The sequence below is a fragment of the Bacillus sp. AP8 genome, from assembly GCF_000321185.1.
In the GTDB taxonomy this organism is placed as follows: domain Bacteria; phylum Bacillota; class Bacilli; order Bacillales; family DSM-1321; genus Bacillus_AD; species Bacillus_AD massilioanorexius.
In genome coordinates, this window is the sequence record NZ_CAPG01000082.1 from 55,194 (window position 1) to 72,724 (window position 17,531).

General features: G+C 33.4%; 19 protein-coding genes. 11 read left to right on the plus strand and 8 right to left on the minus strand.

What is annotated here, in order from left to right:
- Window positions 1-97: 97 nt before the first annotated feature.
- Window positions 98-994: an RluA family pseudouridine synthase gene (locus tag BN349_RS19775; protein WP_019244052.1), complete on the minus strand. Its 897-nt coding sequence runs from the start codon at window positions 992-994 to the stop codon at window positions 98-100.
- Between the two features lie 167 nt (window positions 995-1,161).
- On the opposite strand from BN349_RS19775, the gene BN349_RS19780 reads away from it, so the two are divergent.
- Window positions 1,162-1,572 carry a DUF5365 family protein gene (locus BN349_RS19780; RefSeq protein ID WP_019244053.1) on the plus strand — a complete coding sequence of 137 codons (411 nt, stop codon included), beginning with the start codon at window positions 1,162-1,164 and terminating at the stop codon, window positions 1,570-1,572.
- A gap of 285 nt (window positions 1,573-1,857) precedes the next feature.
- Here BN349_RS19780 and BN349_RS19785 read toward each other — a convergent pair whose 3' ends face one another.
- From BN349_RS19785 to BN349_RS19795, 3 genes are all read right to left on the minus strand, one after another.
- The gene (locus BN349_RS19785; RefSeq protein WP_019244054.1) at window positions 1,858-2,325 is read right to left on the minus strand and encodes a thioredoxin family protein; all 468 of its coding nucleotides are present in this window, start codon (window positions 2,323-2,325) and stop codon (window positions 1,858-1,860) included.
- Window positions 2,325-2,753 carry a disulfide oxidoreductase gene (locus BN349_RS19790; RefSeq protein ID WP_019244055.1) on the minus strand — a complete coding sequence of 143 codons (429 nt, stop codon included), beginning with the start codon at window positions 2,751-2,753 and terminating at the stop codon, window positions 2,325-2,327. The genes BN349_RS19785 and BN349_RS19790 overlap by 1 nt, the downstream gene beginning before the upstream one ends.
- 258 nt (window positions 2,754-3,011) lie before the next feature.
- A complete protein-coding gene (locus BN349_RS19795) occupies window positions 3,012-3,260 on the minus strand; it encodes a YhdB family protein (protein ID WP_019244056.1) in 249 nt (82 codons plus the stop codon).
- Between the two features lie 126 nt (window positions 3,261-3,386).
- Between BN349_RS19795 and BN349_RS19800 the strand changes: the two genes are divergently transcribed.
- Entirely contained in the window at window positions 3,387-4,361 is a 975-nt protein-coding gene (locus tag BN349_RS19800; protein WP_019244057.1) for a M14 family zinc carboxypeptidase, read from the plus strand.
- Between the two features lie 135 nt (window positions 4,362-4,496).
- Here the strand turns inward: BN349_RS19800 and BN349_RS19805 are convergent, their stop codons facing one another.
- Window positions 4,497-5,780, minus strand: coding sequence for a glycoside hydrolase family 18 protein (locus tag BN349_RS19805; RefSeq protein WP_019244058.1), 1,284 nt, complete (start codon window positions 5,778-5,780; stop codon window positions 4,497-4,499).
- A gap of 194 nt (window positions 5,781-5,974) precedes the next feature.
- On the opposite strand from BN349_RS19805, the gene BN349_RS19810 reads away from it, so the two are divergent.
- Window positions 5,975-6,853, plus strand: coding sequence for an NAD-dependent epimerase/dehydratase family protein (locus BN349_RS19810; protein WP_019244059.1), 879 nt, complete (start codon window positions 5,975-5,977; stop codon window positions 6,851-6,853).
- Between the two features lie 135 nt (window positions 6,854-6,988).
- Window positions 6,989-7,492, plus strand: coding sequence for a VanZ family protein (locus BN349_RS24390; protein ID WP_019244060.1), 504 nt, complete (start codon window positions 6,989-6,991; stop codon window positions 7,490-7,492).
- Window positions 7,493-7,741: 249 nt separating this feature from the next.
- On the opposite strand, the gene BN349_RS25540 is transcribed toward BN349_RS24390, so the two are convergent.
- Window positions 7,742-7,888, minus strand: coding sequence for a YrzI family small protein (locus BN349_RS25540; protein WP_019244061.1), 147 nt, complete (start codon window positions 7,886-7,888; stop codon window positions 7,742-7,744).
- Window positions 7,889-7,963: 75 nt separating this feature from the next.
- Window positions 7,964-8,554, minus strand: a complete 591-nt coding sequence (locus BN349_RS19825; protein WP_019244062.1) for an ArsR/SmtB family transcription factor — start codon at window positions 8,552-8,554, stop codon at window positions 7,964-7,966.
- Between the two features lie 292 nt (window positions 8,555-8,846).
- On the opposite strand from BN349_RS19825, the gene BN349_RS19830 reads away from it, so the two are divergent.
- Together BN349_RS19830 and BN349_RS24395 are read left to right on the plus strand one after the other, a co-directional pair.
- A complete protein-coding gene (locus BN349_RS19830; protein ID WP_019244063.1) occupies window positions 8,847-9,422 on the plus strand; it encodes a LemA family protein in 576 nt (191 codons plus the stop codon).
- A 9-nt stretch (window positions 9,423-9,431) separates the two neighbouring features.
- Window positions 9,432-10,244 carry a TPM domain-containing protein gene (locus BN349_RS24395; RefSeq protein WP_019244064.1) on the plus strand — a complete coding sequence of 271 codons (813 nt, stop codon included), beginning with the start codon at window positions 9,432-9,434 and terminating at the stop codon, window positions 10,242-10,244.
- Window positions 10,245-10,326: 82 nt separating this feature from the next.
- Here the strand turns inward: BN349_RS24395 and BN349_RS19840 are convergent, their stop codons facing one another.
- On the minus strand, window positions 10,327-12,765 hold the full coding sequence (locus tag BN349_RS19840; protein ID WP_019244065.1) for a S8 family peptidase: 2,439 nt from the start codon (window positions 12,763-12,765) through the stop codon (window positions 10,327-10,329).
- A 392-nt stretch (window positions 12,766-13,157) separates the two neighbouring features.
- On the opposite strand from BN349_RS19840, the gene BN349_RS19845 reads away from it, so the two are divergent.
- The 5 genes from BN349_RS19845 (at window position 13,158) to BN349_RS19870 (ending at window position 17,487) form a co-directional block, all read left to right on the plus strand.
- Window positions 13,158-14,567 (plus strand): SpoVR family protein, encoded by a 1,410-nt coding sequence (locus BN349_RS19845; protein WP_019244066.1) that lies wholly within the window; start codon window positions 13,158-13,160, stop codon window positions 14,565-14,567.
- Between the two features lie 618 nt (window positions 14,568-15,185).
- Entirely contained in the window at window positions 15,186-15,425 is a 240-nt protein-coding gene (locus tag BN349_RS19850) for a hypothetical protein (protein WP_019244067.1), read from the plus strand.
- 610 nt (window positions 15,426-16,035) lie between these two features.
- Window positions 16,036-16,164, plus strand: a complete 129-nt coding sequence (locus BN349_RS26685; protein ID WP_019244070.1) for a hypothetical protein — start codon at window positions 16,036-16,038, stop codon at window positions 16,162-16,164.
- Between the two features lie 205 nt (window positions 16,165-16,369).
- A complete protein-coding gene (locus BN349_RS19865) occupies window positions 16,370-17,032 on the plus strand; it encodes a DUF2268 domain-containing putative Zn-dependent protease (protein ID WP_019244071.1) in 663 nt (220 codons plus the stop codon).
- A gap of 8 nt (window positions 17,033-17,040) precedes the next feature.
- A complete protein-coding gene (locus BN349_RS19870) occupies window positions 17,041-17,487 on the plus strand; it encodes a hypothetical protein (protein ID WP_019244072.1) in 447 nt (148 codons plus the stop codon).
- Window positions 17,488-17,531 lie beyond the last annotated feature (44 nt).

The following is a 17,531-nucleotide window of genomic DNA, read 5'->3' on the forward strand; positions in this document are numbered from 1 at the left end:
GGCTGTGTTGAATTCCGCTCAAGAATACTCACTTGTTCAGATGTTCCCGCATAAGTCTCACAGCTTCCGCTCTTTCTATTCACCAAAAGGTTAGATTTTAAAAAATAGCCGGCTCATCAAGAAAGGGGGCTTGAATCGTTAATAGCTCTTCTGTTATCGGGTGTTTTAATGTAATTTGATAAGCGTGCAAAGCTTGTCTTTTGAAAATTGGTTTTCCACCATATAAAATATCTCCTGCAAGTGGATGACCAATGTGACTTAGATGTACACGAATTTGATGTGTTCTACCCGTATCCAATTTACATTTTATAAGTGTAAGCTTTGTCTTATTATCGTACTGAATAACCTCATAATGCGTAATAGCATGTTGACCAGTTGGAGAAACTCTTCTTCTTGTGGCGTGGTGTCGGTCTCTTCCAATATTAGCTGAAATGGTTCCTTTTTTGTCTCGTACTTTTCCATGAACGAGAGCTTTATAGGTTCTTGTTATGTTTCTTTCTTCGAGCATTCTATGCAGAATAGCACCGGTAAATTCATTTTTTGAAAAAATGATAGCGCCACTAGTATCTTTGTCTAGTCGGTGAAGATGCTTTAGATCTCCTTGATGTCCTTCAGACAATAAATAGAAAGCAACAGCATTAAGTAGGGTATCTGATTGATTTGGCTGTGATGGATGTGTTTCCATTCCAGCTGGTTTATTTACAATAATCATAAACTCATCTTCATATAAAATTTGTATATCTTGGTAGAAAGGTTCAACAGTGTTGGTCGTTTCCTTAAACATAGGTAACAGTAGTGTATCATCTTCCTGAAGCTTGGTATTCCAAGGCACAGTTTGATTATTAAGAAGAATGCTTTTTTGCATTCTCCATTCATGGACTAGCTTCTTAGGAGCTTTCCAATAGGTTCTTAACAAATCTTCAATTGAAAAGTTTGTCCATTCTTTTGGAACAACTATTTCGAGAAATTGACCTTTTTTCGATGTGCTTATCATTTTATCCTGCCAGCTCCTTCAATTTAAATATTGTAAATGTTCCTTAAATAAACATGGTTGTAATTGTCAAATCTCAAGAGTGAGTTTCGTTTGAATTTTTATGATATTCTAATATCGGGATTGGGTTTAAAAAATACGAACATTGTTTATAAAGGGTGGGGGTACAATTGAAAATTGCTTTTGCTTCTACTGAAGAGCAAGAAAAGGCAATAGAAGGGTTAATTTTGACAATTAGATCATCTATTTTACCAAATTATATTTCTGAAAAAGATCTTAAATCATTTGATGAATTTGGCCTTTTACAATTTACAAAGCACAGAAACCTCTATAATGGCACATTGGCTGAAGCATATCATGTAATGGTTGCACTTCAAACAATAATACAAGTTATTGAGCATGTAAATGAATGTGATGAATTAGAATTTGTAAAACTCCAGAAATTATTTAATCGAAATGTACAAAAGCTGCAATATTACGGAATATTTTTCCCATTTTCGCTAGATTCTTTTACCAAAGTAAAAGCAAATCAAGAATATTCACAGAATATTTCTCAGCCATTAAATGACATGATCATGTAAAAAAGAGGCTGTCTCAAAAGTGATTTTCATCGCTTTTGGACGCCTCTACGCTCTATATTACATTAATTTTTAAAATTATCTTGTTTATGGGTGTATTTTACCCTGCTTACAAAAGCTGAAGTATCGCTTTTTGTGAAGTAATATACAATATTTTTGCTCCACTATTATAAAATGAAAAATATAAATGAAAATGACATAAGGAAGAGGGTATCCAACAAAATCATACTTTTGGGATACCCTCTTTTTGATGAGTAATAAATTACTTATCTTCAGTCATTTTGGATTTTATTGTTGATTCTTCTTGAAAAAGTCTTCAAATACTTTTTGATCAGTATCTCCTACAATTCGGTCCTTTTCTTTTCCATTTTCATAAACGACAAGGGTCGGAGTGTTTTCGATTCCATAATCATCCCAGCCATTTTCAAATTCATACAGGTTATATTGGTTAACGTCGATATCAAGCTTCTTTGCAGCAGCAAGAACTTTTGGTGTTGCTTCTTTGCAATAATGACATGTTGGACTATAAAAATATACGATGGTTTCTTTTTCATTGTTCAATTTTTTTTCAAGATTTTCTGGTGTAATGACATATTGATAATTCTTATCGTCAAGTTGGTCAATTGTTTCTTGATGTAGGTCGTCTTTTCCGTAGGGATTATCTTTTACTTTCTGTGAATTTTGTGTGTTCGTAATTAATGCTATACCGACGAATAAAGCAATAATAACGATTAAAAATATAATGACTTTCTTCATTAATAAGCCTCCTTAGCGTTTTTCCAGACTATGTAACTGCAAACAAAAATGATGATAAATGCAGTGAGAGCTAAAAAAGGTATGGTAATGAATCCAAACCAATTTATATATTGCGCTTCACAAGGTATTCTACCACAAGAAGGAACAGTGGCTGCGAATGATGGAATTTTTTGAATTATATAATGGTATGTGGAAATACAAGTACCTACAGTAGAAAGAATCATGGAGTAAAAGCCTATGTTGAAATCCTTTTTTACGACTGCTATACCTAAAAATATTGTGAAAGGATACATGATAATTCTTTGATACCAACATAAATCACAAGGTATGTAGTGACGTATTTCAGAAAAATATAGACTCCCAAAAGTGGCAATTATTGAAGTAGCCCAAGCAATAAATAAAAAATTTTCAATCTTTTTATTTTCCAATATTTACACAACCTTCTATATATTTGTTTAAAATTATAGTATGTCATATAGAAGCATGTCTATAAAATTATTTCTAGGATTGCTTTCCTCGTTTGTATCACTCTATTGTGTAACGACTTATTGAAAATAAAAAAACGGGTATCACATTGATTTTTGTTGTGTGATACCCGATGATTTGTTTCGTTTATTATGTGTTTCTTTACTTTTCCGCTTGCTTACTTGTAGGCAACAAGTATATTTCAAAATCTTTTTGTAAAACTAGGAATAGGACTCAAATAATATCTCGTGCTGCATCAAAGTGGTTGAAGCATGCTCAAGATACCTCAGTAGGATGTAGAGATTTTGTTGGATAGTGGTATAGTCATGTTCAAAACGGTAAGCGTGTAAAAAGTGTTCAATCTTTTTCGATAAAAATTGATCCTTTGTACGTACCATGAGAATTAGTAAATTATCCCATTCAGAACGATGTGTATAATACAAGGCTCGATCGTAGTCGCTTTTGGTCATTACGTCTTCCTCCTTTTTGAGGAGATAATTATATTTTGTACAGGAACGGCAAAACATTTCCTTGCAAAACTTGGACAGTCTTGATAATTGAACAGTATTTATTACCAATATGTCAGGAGGCCGTTTGTGAAAGTATTTATACCATTGCTTATAAGCTTTATCTTATTGTATGCGAATGTCGTGCAAGCGGATTATACACCTTATACGTATAAAAAAATGATAAATGATATGCATGACATTCGTAATAAATTTAATGATCATGTTGAAATGAAGAGTATAGGTGTAAGTGAACAAGGGAGAAAGATATACGCTCTTCAATTAGGAAAAGGAGAGAAGAATGTATTATTAATCGGATCGCATCATGCAAGAGAATGGATTACGAGCGAATTTTTAATCAAGCTTCTACAATATTATGCTGAAATGTACGAAAAGAAAAGAAACATTGGTCCTTATTCATCCTCCATTTTTGATCAGATTTCCATAATCTTCATTCCAATGCTGAATCCAGATGGTGTTTATATACAACAGAACGGGTTAGAAGGAGAGTCGATTGTAAACAAAGCTAAACTAATCAGTATGAATCATTTGAGTTTAGATTTTACACGATGGAAATCAAATGGGTTAGGTATTGATTTAAACAGACAATACCCAGCTGATTGGGGGCAACTAAAAAAAATTCCGTTCTGGCCCTCTTACAAACAGTATAGAGGAAAGGAGCCTGTCCAAGCTAAAGAAGTAAGAGCATTAGTTGAATTTACTAATAAGCTAAATCCTTTATTAGCCATTGCCTATCATACGTCAGGTAGAGAAGTGTATTGGTATTATCATACCAAAAAAGAGTATATTTTAAGGGACTATACCTTAGCTGAAAAGATTGCTTATTTAACAGGGTATGAGCAAACATTTCCTGATATTAATGCAGTAGGAGGAGGATTTACAGATTGGTTTATTACGTCGTTTAATCGACCAGGTTTTACGCTTGAAATGTGCGAAAGTGTTATAGAAACTAATCCTCCTCGTTCTTGTTTACAAAAGGAATGGGAAGGAAATAAATTAGTACCAATCATGCTCTTATTTGAATTAATGAAAAGAATTCATTAGGGCAAACTAGACTAACAACTCTTCAGTAGTTCATCATTATTTTTCGCTGCTTTCATAATTTTTTGTTGTTTAATAATAAGTAGAGAGTATGGGTTGTTTTTATGTTAATTTATTTAAAAACAACTGATAACTACATTATTTTTTGACAGGAATAAAATTATTATCAATGAGTAACCAGTTTTGTGGAAAGGATAATCCAAGTTTCCAGTAACTCATTCCTCGTAAATTGAGTTCCTTCAATAAATTGAATTTTGCTTGAATAGAACGAGCATCTTCAAACCAAACTTCATGCTCATATCCTGATTCATCACGATATTTAAAGTAAGGAGCTTGTGCATTATAGTCGTATTTAATATTTACTTTGTACTTTCGTGCAAGGTCGATTGCTTGTTGAGGACTAATCGCTTTAGCCGTAGTACCGGGTTTGAATGGTAATGTCCAATCGTACCCGTATAAATTTTGTCCCATTAATATTTTTTGAGAAGGTATCTCACTAATCGCATATTCTAATACAGTTCGTACAGGACCTATCGGAGAAACTGCTTGTGCGGGACCCCCAGAATACCCCCACTCATAGGTCATGATTACAACAAAGTCTACAACAGCTCCTTGGGCTTTATAATCATGTGCTTCGTACCATTTTCCTTTTTGAGTAGCACTTGTTTTAGGAGCTAGAGCAATAGAAATAAACCAACCTTCTTTGGAAAATCTCTCTTTTGCTTTTTTCAAAAATGCCGTGTAAGCATCTTTATCTTCTGGACGAAGATGTTCGAAATCAAAATGAATATCTCTAAAGCCGTATTTTTTAGCGGTTGTTACAATGTTGTTTAGAAAGATATTTTGTACATTTTGATTATTTAAAAGTATACGACCAAGTTCCTCGCTAAATTGATCATTTTCTTGATTAGTGATAACCATCATTAGAACCACTTTACTTTGTTTGGAAATATACGGAAAATCATTCAACAAGGGTTCTTTTAAGCTTCCATCGCGTAATGCTTGAAAACTGAATGGGGCGAGATAGGTTAAATAAGGAGCAGCTTCGCGAGCTCCTTTTTCTAATGTAGAGGATACACTTTCTCCTCTTGGCTCAACATAAGCGTTAAATTCTGCATTTCTTTTTTTTATAGGTGGAATTTTAAGTCTTTGTCCTACTGTTAATTGGGAATGTTGAGAAATACCATTTGCTAAAGCAATGGCTTGAGGTGTTGTACCTAATTTTCTACTTATAGTCCACAGACTATCACCTTGTTGAACCCAATAGTAGCTACCTATAATGGGGATGACGAGTGCTTGACCAACGACTAGCTCATTGGGTGTTTTAATTTCATTTGCATCAATGATTTGTTTAGGTGTAGTGCTATAAGCTTGAGCGATGCTATCGATTGTTTGTCCTTGCATCACAACATGGATTTGCATAGTATGCCTCCTAACTTTTCTTTTTTTACAGTGTATGTATAGCTTTAAATATTCATGTTAAATAAGGCACAGTGATGTAGTTGAAAAGATGAATAATGAAAATATTGATAAAGATAATTGGTTAAAAATAACAAATGAGATATGATAGAAGTAAGAGCAATTGATGAATAGATGAGAAGATAGGTGAGGAGAAGATGAAGAAAATTTTGGTGTTTGGGGGCACTAGATTTTTTGGGAAAGCACTCGTGCAACACTTGATAAAATCCGATTATCAAGTGACGATTGCTACGAGAGGTATTACACCTGATGAGTTCGGTCAATCTGTTCGAAGGTTGATTGTAAATCGAGAAGATCGGGATAGTATACGACATGCTTTTCAAAATCAATTCTTTGATATTGTATTTGATAATATTTGCTACAGCCCTAACGAAGCAAAAATGATTTGTGAAGAACTTGAAGGGAAGGTAGGTCGCTTTATTTTTACTTCAACCATGTCTGTTTATAATCGCGAAAAGTCTATAAATGAAATCCAGTTTAATCCATATACATACGATATTGTTCTTGGGAATCGATCTGCGTTTACATATGGTGAAGGGAAAAGGTTAGCAGAAGCAGTTTTCTTTCAAAAAGCTCCATTTCCAGTAGTAGCTGTCCGATTTCCTGTGGTCTTAGGAAAAGAAGATTATACAAGACGCTTATTATTCTATTGCGAACATATCGTTAATAATCAAACCTTGAATATTTCAGATGGTGAACTTTGTTTTATTGAAGCAGAAGAAGCTGCTAGATTTTTAGAGTGGATTGGCGAAAATGAATACTGTGGTCCGATTAATGCTTGTAGTAATGGCATCATCTCTATGAAAGAAATTATTTATTACATCGAGAAGAAAAGTGGGAAAAATACTATACTATCTGATCAAGGAATTGAAAGTCCTTACAATCTTATTAGTGATTTTATCATTTTAAATGACAAAGCAAGAACATTAGGATTTCAGTTTAATGATTTAAGAGATTATTTGTTCGATCTTTTGGATCATTATTTGAAAGAAGTCCAACCAAGTGATGAAATGTAAAAGGACAGGTAAAGTTTTTTCTTGTAAATCTTAAGAATTTATTTAGATTTATCCTTAGTTTTTCTTTAGATTTTGTTTGTATTATACAATTACAAGTTACATAGGTAGGATTGAATTTGTGATTGAGGTGGTAGGATGAAGGGTGTAAGGAAAAGTATTTTATGGATTGTATTCATTTTGTATATGGTCATTTTAATGAAAGTAATCGTATTAAAGTATTATTCAATACAAGACGCATTTAATCAAATTTATCATTTCCGTTTAGAGTTTCTTTCGTATGGATGGGAAGAAGCGAATTTTATTCCTTTTCATACTATAATAGATCATCTGTTTTTATCAAAAATTCCTTTAATGGCAAAGTTAGAAGGTATATTGACAACTCTAATAGCATTTGCTCCATTAGGTGCCATCCTACCACTACTGTCAAAATTATTTCTACCAATTAAATATACCTTATTCACTGTTGTTAGTATAAGTATCGTTTTTGAAATGCTGCAATGGATTTTTAAATTTGGAATTTTTGATGTGGATGATGTTTTATTATATACATTAGGAAGCTTAGTTGGATATTTGCCAATTAAGGCATTGCAATTATTGAAACAGTCGACTAAAGCTCGGTTACGTAATATGGAATCATAGATTTCTTGTGATGATTCTGTTTGAAAAGTGATTTTTAATTTTTTATCAAACGCTCTAATGTGTACGTTAATATTCCTTGGAATGACTAGTTTTCACTTTTAAGACAGTGGTTGATATCCATTTGTCATCCTTAAATAACAGAAGGGACGTAGTTCAAAAAGATTTGAACTACGTCTTTCATTATTATTGGGTTAATCAGTTGGATATATTGTTGTTAAAGTAGAGGGGCCGTTATAATATTGGGCCTACTTACCATATATGTCTATTGGTGAATTGTTCAATTTTTAATTTGTTTTCTTCTATTAAATATTCCACTCGTTCTTGTTCGATTATTTCCTCAATGGTAGGCTTTTTTAATTGTATTGTAATGGTGAAAAATAATAACTGTAGGGTCATACAATCACATCCTCATACATAGTGTAAGCGTCTGTTACCAAGCGCTTAAGGATTAAGCATTTAAAATTAAGGCTATTACTTATCTTTATCTTCATCATGACCGTCAAAAAGAGGTTCATCTATTTGAAAGCCGATAGTAGTTAAATAATAAAATTTTCCTTTATCATCTTTCATATGCTTGAATTCTTCTATTAACTTTTTGTATCGCTCCAGCCAATTTTTAAATTCTTCTTCATTTACTTTAGCTTCAAGCTGCATACCAATTTTAGGGTTTTTGTATTGAAAAGCTTCTTCAGGAGCAGATAGAGTTCGAATTTTTGCGCGGGATAGAATATTTAAAAAGGAGCTACGATAATAATCTTCAGAGTCACTGGATTGTGGTATTAGTTGTTCATCAAGAATAAATTTTTTGGCAACAGCTTTATAAAATTTTTGGATAATGCCATTCTTTTCTTCTTTTCTAACAATGTGAATAAGTTCGTTATTCTCAAGCTCTGTTAATGCATAATGAACCTTAGAACGTGCAACCTCTAAGATTTTGGAGAGCTGTTGTCCCGTATACGCTTTTTCTACTAATAAATACAAAACTTGATTTTTAAAAGGATCACTTATTACTTTTAATTGGCTATGTGTATCAATCATTTTCATGTTCTGCTGTTCAAGCATTTCACACACGTCCCGTCTTTTGAAATGAGTGAATTTTTTAACTATATACATTACATCATAATTTACAATTATTGTAAATAGACATTTGGTAAATAAATATGTTTAAACAGAATCATTTATATATAGTGGTTTGAACGATGAAAAGAGTAGGGAACATTAGTTATATGATTTTCAAAAAAGGATTATAATGATTTAAGAGAGATTGCTTAATGGTTCTGTTTTTGTATAAGATGAATCTTTTTTTTATATGAAACGTAGATATTTTATATAAAAGAGAAAGGGAGTTTATAGGATGAATACCAAAATTGTGAAATGGCTAATTGTTTTAGTTGTTATTATTGGAGTAGCTGCTACTTTTTTTACTAGTTATAATGGATTTGTTTCAAAAGAGGAAGAAGTGAATAAGTCTTGGGCACAAGTTGAAAATCAGTTACAACGTCGTGCGGATTTAATTCCTAATTTAGTTGAGACAGTAAAGGGTTATGCTTCGCAAGAAAAAGAAATTTATACGGATATTGCAGATGCACGTGCTAAATTAGCTGGAAGTGAAAGTCCTGAAGAACAAGCAAAAGCAAACGATCAGTTATCGAGTGCTTTAAATAGATTATTAGTTGTAGTAGAAAATTATCCGGAGCTTAAATCAAATGAAAACTTTCAACAATTAATGGATGAATTAAGTGGAACTGAAAATCGTTTATCTGTCGCTAGAAAAGATTACAATGATATTGTTTCATCATTTAATACCCAAGTGAAACGTTTCCCAGGAATGATTGTGGCACGTATGGCTGGATTTGATGAGAAAGAATATTTTAAAGCAAGTGAAGGTGCACAAGAGCCAGTTAAAGTTGATTTTGGAACACAAAAGTAGGTGACTGATATGAGAAAGGTCAAAAGAAGTCAGGTAATTCCCATATTGTCTCTTCTTTTACTTCTTTTCAGTTTTCCTTTGCAAGCTTTGGGAGCCGTTGAGGATATCATACCTAATCCAGAAGGTTCAATATATGTAACAGATCCTAATCATTATTTATCAGAATCGACGAAGCAGGAGCTTATTAATCAATCAAATCTGGTTAGAGATCGCACTTCGGCGCAAATTGGATTTGTGTTAATTGATTCATTACAAGGCTATACAGTTCAAGAATTTGCCGTAGCAGCCTTGCGTGCATATGGATTAGGGGAAGAGGGGAAAGATAACGGGGTTCTAGTGGTTCTAGTACCAGGAGAAAAAAAAGGTGAAAGAGATGCTTGGATTGAAGTAGGGTATGGCTTGGAAGGAATCCTACCAGATGGAAAGGTAGGGCGTTTAATGAACGAATACCTTTTGCCGTCATTAGAGGATGAAAATATCGATCAAGCCGTGTTAGATATAAGTAAGGCTCTTTCCGATGAGATTATTCAAGAATATGATGGTCAGGGAACTGGAAATGGTGAGCAATCTGAAGAGCCTTTATCACTTTTTGAAAAAATTGCTGTAGGCTTTATTGGAATTATTGTTATTATTGTAGTGATATTTTTATGGAAAATATTTACCCGTAACATGTCAAGAGAAGAGAAGGTAGATCTTTTATTTCTTATCTTCCATGTCATTATTAACCTTATCAGTAGAGGTGGAGGTAATAATGGTGGTGGAAGGAATGATAAAGGAGGAGGAGGCTCATCCGGTGGGGGTGGAGCAGGCCGCAAGTGGTAAGATAATTTTAAAAAATCGGTTATCCCATTAATCTATAAGGATAACCGATTTTTACTTTAATTGGCTATAATTCGTTCTTCTATTATTTTAGTAAGATATTTGTACCAGCTAAATCAGATTGTCCTTTGTAAGTAGCGTATGCATAGATGTTGTAGTAATTTCCTGCTGGTAGCTTCTGTCCATTTGTAAGCTTGCCGTCCCACTCGAAAGTAGAATATCCAGATGGAATGTTTTCATAAACACCGATATCCCCTAAATATGCAAGTGGTTGTCCATCTTTATTAGATAAATAGACAAATAGCTCCACCGTTTCAGCTCCGCCTGGGAAATGTCCTTCGATTGCAATTTGATTAGAGTTGAGTTGCTCAGCTCCTAACCATTGAACTCGAGGATAATCAGGCTCTTTTACAAATAGGATAGTTGGAACATCCCATTTTTCCTTACCGTCACCGATTGTTATAGTTCCTTCATAATAACCAGGAGCAAGCTTTCCAGCATCTACTTGTACATTCATATTAATATCCTTTGATTGACCACCATTGATTTTCAGGTTATTACTTGTCATAACTTTAATTGCATCAGTAGCAGTTTTGAAGTTTACTTCAAAACTATATGTTTTTCGTTCAGATGAAATATTTTTAATTGTGAATTTTTGCTTTTCTACTTGTTTCCCTCTATCTTTATAGAATGTTCCAAAAGAATGACTGCCAGGTGTTACAAGTGTTTTAGTATGAATCGCATCTACTACTCTTATACTTCCTGCACCCTGTGTGTTATGTGGATAAGATTGTCCATTTGAAGGATCTTTTAAATCCTCTGCTGTGTTCATTAATGCTGCTTTCACATCTTCCACATTCCATGAAGGATTAGCTTGTAAAATAAGAGCCGCTGCACCAGCTACATGTGGTGATGCCATACTCGTACCTTGCTTTGCACCATAGCCATGTGGATTTGATGGGTCATGCGTAGGAATCGTACTTACAATATTTACACCAGGAGCTGATACATCTGGCTTGATCATCCAATTATAAGCAACTGGTCCGCGCGAAGAAAAATCAGCGATTGTTTCTCCTACTCTATTTGCAAAATTAATATTAAAGGAAACTTTGTTATTTCCCTTTTTTAATTCAGCAAGAAGCTTTTGACCATCTTCTGAAGTTATTTTGATAGATGGAACATCCATTCCAGCAACATCTGGTTGTTCTCCAGCAACATTGTTATAGATAATCGCTCCAACGGCACCTGCTTTTTTAGCGTTTGTCGCTTTATCTACAAATGCATATTGACCACGACTAATTAATGCAATTTTCCCTGTTAGGTTCTTTCCTTGGAAATCAGCTGGAGCGCCTAATCCTACATCTACAAATTCAAATTCTTTGCCATTTAAATATAATAGTGCTTCATCATTTGGAAAGCCCATTACTTTTGCTGATGGGAGATTAATATTTTTTGCAGTAACTGTTGAATTATAAACGTTGTAAGGTAATTGAGTCGCTCCTACAGATATAGCTTCTGCAGCAGTACCAGGTGAACCAACAGTCCAATTGTCTGGGCCACTGTTACCGTTAGAAGTAACTGCTACAACACCTTCAGCCATTGCCCAATTCAAAGCTATACTTGTCGCATAATCTGGATCATTTAACGAGTTACCTAGTGATAGATTCATAACGTCTGCGCCGTCTTCTACAGCTTTTTCAATACCAGCGATAACATTTTCAGTAGTACCACTGCCACCTGGTCCTAAAACACGGTATGCTAGTAATGTAGCATCAGGTGCTACCCCTTTAATTAGTCCATTAGCTGCGACAGTTCCAGCTACATGTGAACCATGGGTTGTTGCTTCTCCTCTTGGATCACCATTTGGTGTTTCTTGAGGATCATTGTCATTATCTACAAAGTCCCAACCTTTATAGTTATTGAAAGCGTGTGTTAAATCAGGATGTGTATAATCAACTCCTGTATCGATAACTGCGACTTTAACTCCTTTTCCGGTATACCCAGATTCCCATGCTTGATTTGCACCAATATGGGGAGCACTATTTACCATTTTAGGACTAAATTCTTCTGATGATATCATATTTCCTTCTCCCACGTCGGTAGTTCGATATTCTACATCAGGGTAAACGGCTTTTACACCTGGAACGGATAAAAGGGAAGGAATTTCATTTTCAGATAACTCTAATGAAAAACCTGAAAATACTAAATCATACTCGCGATTAATTTTTGAGTGTTTTATTGATTTGTTTATTTCAGATTTAACTTGATTGCGAACCTTTGATAGATTTTCTTTTGAAGTGCTTTTTCCTTTTTGTTTTGCTTCAATTTGAGAAGGTTCTGTTAATTCAACTATAACATTTGTTTTTTGGGAAGAGGAAAGATTGAAATCTCCAACCAAATTTGCAAGTTTAGCAGCTTCGTTAGTTGTGGTTTTGTTAGCGGCAAATACCCCTGTGCCTGCTGATGAGAATGTGAGTAAAAAAATTAAAGTGATTAGAAAAGCATTAAAGAATTTTTTTGACATCCTTTGTTTCATCTCCTTTTTAGTCTGTTGCTATTGTTTCAAATTTCGCCACCTTTCTTCTTTTTTCATTTTTATGGACAATCTCAATATTCCGTTTGGAGCTCTGTTTTACCTTGAATCTTTTTTCTTATTTATTCAACATAATGCGATGGACGAAAGGCATAGGTTTCTAGAATAGATAATTTATATTTAGAAATAGTGTAAGAAAAATAGAGGACTATTTTCTTATCTCAACGGAAAGGAAACAATTTCAATATATAGTGGTCTATTTGATATGGTAAAGAGATAAAGTTTTTTATAAGATTTATAATTTTATTTTGAATGAATTGATACGTCATTTTTCACGTCTATTTTCATACTATGTGATAAGAGAACAAAAAGGGGGGAATGATGTGAGCATAAATGAACAAAGAGCATTAGAGAGAGCCATTGATGAAATCACAGAAATTGCTACTGGTTTTGGATTAGACTTTTACCCGATGAGATATGAAATTTGTCCAAGTGAGATAATATATACATTTGGTGCCTATGGAATGCCAACACGTTTCTCACATTGGAGTTTTGGAAAGCAATTTCATAAAATGAAACTGCACTATGACTTTGGTTTAAGCAAAATTTATGAATTAGTAATCAATTCAAACCCTTGTTACGCATTTTTATTAGATTCTAATTCTTTAATTCAAAATAAGTTAATTGTTGCTCATGTGTTAGCTCATTGTGATTTCTTCAAAAATAATATACGGTTTCAAAATACAAAACGAGACATGGTTGAAAGCATGGCAGCTACAGCTGATCGCATTCGCCAATACGAAATTGAATACGGTAAGAGAGAAGTCGAAACATTTTTAGATGCTGTTTTGTCGATTGAAGAGCATATTGACCCCGCTTTACTCCGTCCTGCTTCCACTATTATTTTGGAGGATGAGGAAGAAGAAATTAAGAAAAGCATTTCTACGTATGATGATTTGTGGAACTTAGATAAGAAAGAAGTGAAAAAAGAATTACCAAAGAAAAAGTATAAAAAGTTCCCACCTCAACCACAAAAAGATTTATTATTGTTTATTCAGCAGTACAGTCGAGAGCTAGAGGATTGGCAACGCGATATTTTAACGATGATGAGAGAAGAAATGCTGTATTTTTGGCCACAGCTTGAAACGAAAATCATGAATGAGGGCTGGGCTAGTTATTGGCACCAAAGAATTCTCCGTGAAATGGACTTAACATCGGGGGAGTCTTTAGAATTTGCGAAGCTTAACGCTGGCGTAGTGCAGCCATCCCGCACAAGCATTAACCCATATTACTTAGGCTTAAAAATCTTTGAAGACATTGAAGAGCGTTACAACAATCCTACTGACGAAATGATTCGAAGAGGTGTGAAACCAAACTCAGGTCGTGAGCAGATGTTTGAGGTACGTGAAGTTGAATCTGATATTTCCTTCTTACGCAATTATTTAACAAAAGACCTTGTGATGAGAGAGGATATGTATTTGTTCCAGAAGCAAGGGAAAGATTACAAGGTGGTAGACAAAGAATGGACGCATGTACGCGATCAGCTCGTCAATATGCGGGTGAATGGTGGCTTCCCTTATATCACGGTGAATGATGGCGATTATTTACGGAATGGTGAGTTGTACCTAAAACATTGGTATGAAGGTATTGAACTTGATGTAAAGTATTTAGAAAAAGTAATGCCTTATATTTATCAGCTTTGGGGCCGTGGTGTTCATATGGAGACGAAGGTTGAGGAAAAGCCAATTCTATATACGTATGATAGTAAGGGGATTTATAAGAAGTATTTGTAATAAAGGAAGTCAACGAGTAATCGTTGGCTTTTTTGCTATGTTTTAAAAGAATGTTACCAGAGCTTTTTTATATAATGCGACGAGGTAGGATAGTGCATTAAGGTTTAATTTGACGAAATAAATATAAGCCCTAAGATTGAATTTGATTACAACCACGAACCTATGGATAATAAATTAGAAATGTTAAAATTTTTCATATAAAACAACTGATTGTGGCATATAGAGGTGTATTTTATGAAAAGAGTTAATTTGACAGTTATATTTGCTTTAAGCATATCAATCCTTCTCATAAGATGTAGTAATAAAAATGGAGAGATTTTCATCTGAAAACACATCTTTATTTTGTACTTTTAAAAATAAGAAACTAAACTTTAGTTTCAAAGTTCCAAAAGAGGTAGCAGAATACCAATCAGAGCCGTCATATTGACGGTTTTTATTTATGGATAAGAGGGCATTTTTTGTTGAAGAAAATTATTAGAATGTAGTGGTTTCCCGTTAATATCTCAATTAGAAGTCTCTTCAGCACCTTCCCATCCTACCAATCTCTTTATATACATGTATTTACAATATATGGTAACATGATGGTGGTGCCTATTCAGATAGGACGGAGGAAGAACTATGAATGATGAGTCTATCATCTGGTTGTTAGGCTTGCTTGTATTCGAAATTTCCAATGTGTTGGCTTTTTTGACTACCTTCATAAAATCGAAATGGCTGGGGGTTAGTGGGGGCATAATATTAATCCTATCTCCGTTACGAACGTTCAAGCTTGTCGCTCTATATGATGAAGGTGGATTTGGGGCAGGAATTGTTTCGATTCTATTCGGTTTTCTGTATTTCTTGAACGAGGTTCTCTAAATCGCCATTCGAGCTAATAAAGCAAAGAAGAATGGTAAATCTATTTAGCAACACCCATTAGAAAACTCCTTATATAATATAAATTGTCTTATTAAGAGGAGCTATATGACATGTGCTTGGCAACTTGAAATTAAAAGATGAAACTGATAGACAACAAGGTGGAATGATAATGAAGTTCCTTGATATATATGAAAATAGTTTTAAATGATTAAAGAAGAAATTAAGTTTTGGACACTGATCAAAATTATTTGATGTATTTCTATATTAGATTTTATGAATAAATGTTATTAAACAAACGGAGCAGAATAGCGTTAGGAGACTATAGAGTTTTTAGTCAATTAATTAAAGAAGGATATTTTTTATGTTTAACGGATTTTATTTGTTAGTGGTGTACTCGTTTTTTAGGTGTGGTTATTGGTGGTTTTTTCTTCAGTGATAGTTTAGCTGACAACATAGATGATAACTCCAAACATGAAATAAAAATAACTTATCCTCAAAATGGACAAGGGCAAACGTTTGGTTCAGCAGCAGGTGCTTCTTCTTATGAGAATGAACCTGATTTAATTAGAGCTTACGGAATAGACGGTTAGGGTATGTAAAAAAGGAAGATTTGGATGATCCACATCCTAACACCCCTGAAGAAGCAGTTAAACTTACAAATGAAGCTAAATCAAGAGAAATTCCTTTGTATGATGTTGATGGTGAGACCATTATTGGTAAGTTTACTGTAGGAGAATAAAATTTGTTCTATTTATTGAACAGGTTCTATTTATAGTATAGAGGTAGTGTTATTAAAGTAACAGGTACTTTACTACAATATCAAGCGCTCTGTGATAGCCTTTTTCTGTTAAGGAGCTAACAGGGCAGTTTAACTAAGGAATAATTTCCTAAATACTGTATTGAAGTAAAATAAATCATGGAAAGATACTTGGAAGGAGGTTGTAATGAAAAAGTTTATAGTAGTGGGAGTATCGATTTTATTAGTGGTGTTTACATCACTATTCTTAATTTATAAATTTTATAAGATAGAACTTTTTAAATCCTATTATGATACAAATAAAGTGAAAAAAGTTGGAAATATCGTATTTCATTATAACCCAGAAAGTGAAGAGAAAGTTGAAGGGATAGAAGATTATCTTAGGAAAATTACTTCATTTCAAAAAGAATGGTTCAATTATGTTGTTAAAAAAGAAATTCATATTTTTTTAGGGAAAAGTGATGAAGAATTACAACATGATGATAAAGGAAGTTACTACGAATATTTGAAAATAATATACTTAAATAGTGAGATGGAAAAAGAACAATTTGACAATATACTAGCCCATGAATTAGCTCATTTATATTTTACTGAATATGTCAAGGACCAAAATATCAATGTAGACGACATCCCATTGTGGTTTCATGAAGGTATTGCTATGTCTTTTGCTCAAAGGCTTAGCCCTTCTACTATTACAGAACGAGTAGTCAAAAGTGAGCCTTTGATGGATATATCCCCGAAAAAAATGGATGATGGGAAAAATGCTTACTATGGTTCACAATATATTGAAATGATGTTTGCAGTTGAATATATTATTCACCAAAAAAAATTACAGTTATTAATCAGGTAATTAATGAGATGGGGAAAGGTACCTCATTTAGAAAGGCATTTGAAAATTTAACTCAAATTAAATTAGATTCTTTTCATTCATTCTTTGATAGTGATATTAAATCTCTGAAAGAAATAGAGGACTTATTCAACAATCGAAAGTATGAAAAGGTTAAAAATCAAATTCTGTTTATATTTGAAGAAAAAGGGTTTTACTTTAATGAAGCACCATTACTTTTACAATATCTAGTAGACATATACGTTAAAGAAAAAGATTATAAAGAAGCTGAAAGATATTTAGTAAAATATACTGAATATGTTGATACCCCTTCCATTTATGAGAAATTATCTAATATATCATTGTTCTATGATAAGAAATTAGCTATTAAATATGCTGAAAAGGCAGTTAAATCAGCAGAAAGAAAAGATTGGAATGTTGAAATATATAAGGACCAATTAAATGAACTATTAAAATAATAGATTAGGCAGTATCTCATGGTGGTTTCATATGGGTAAATATA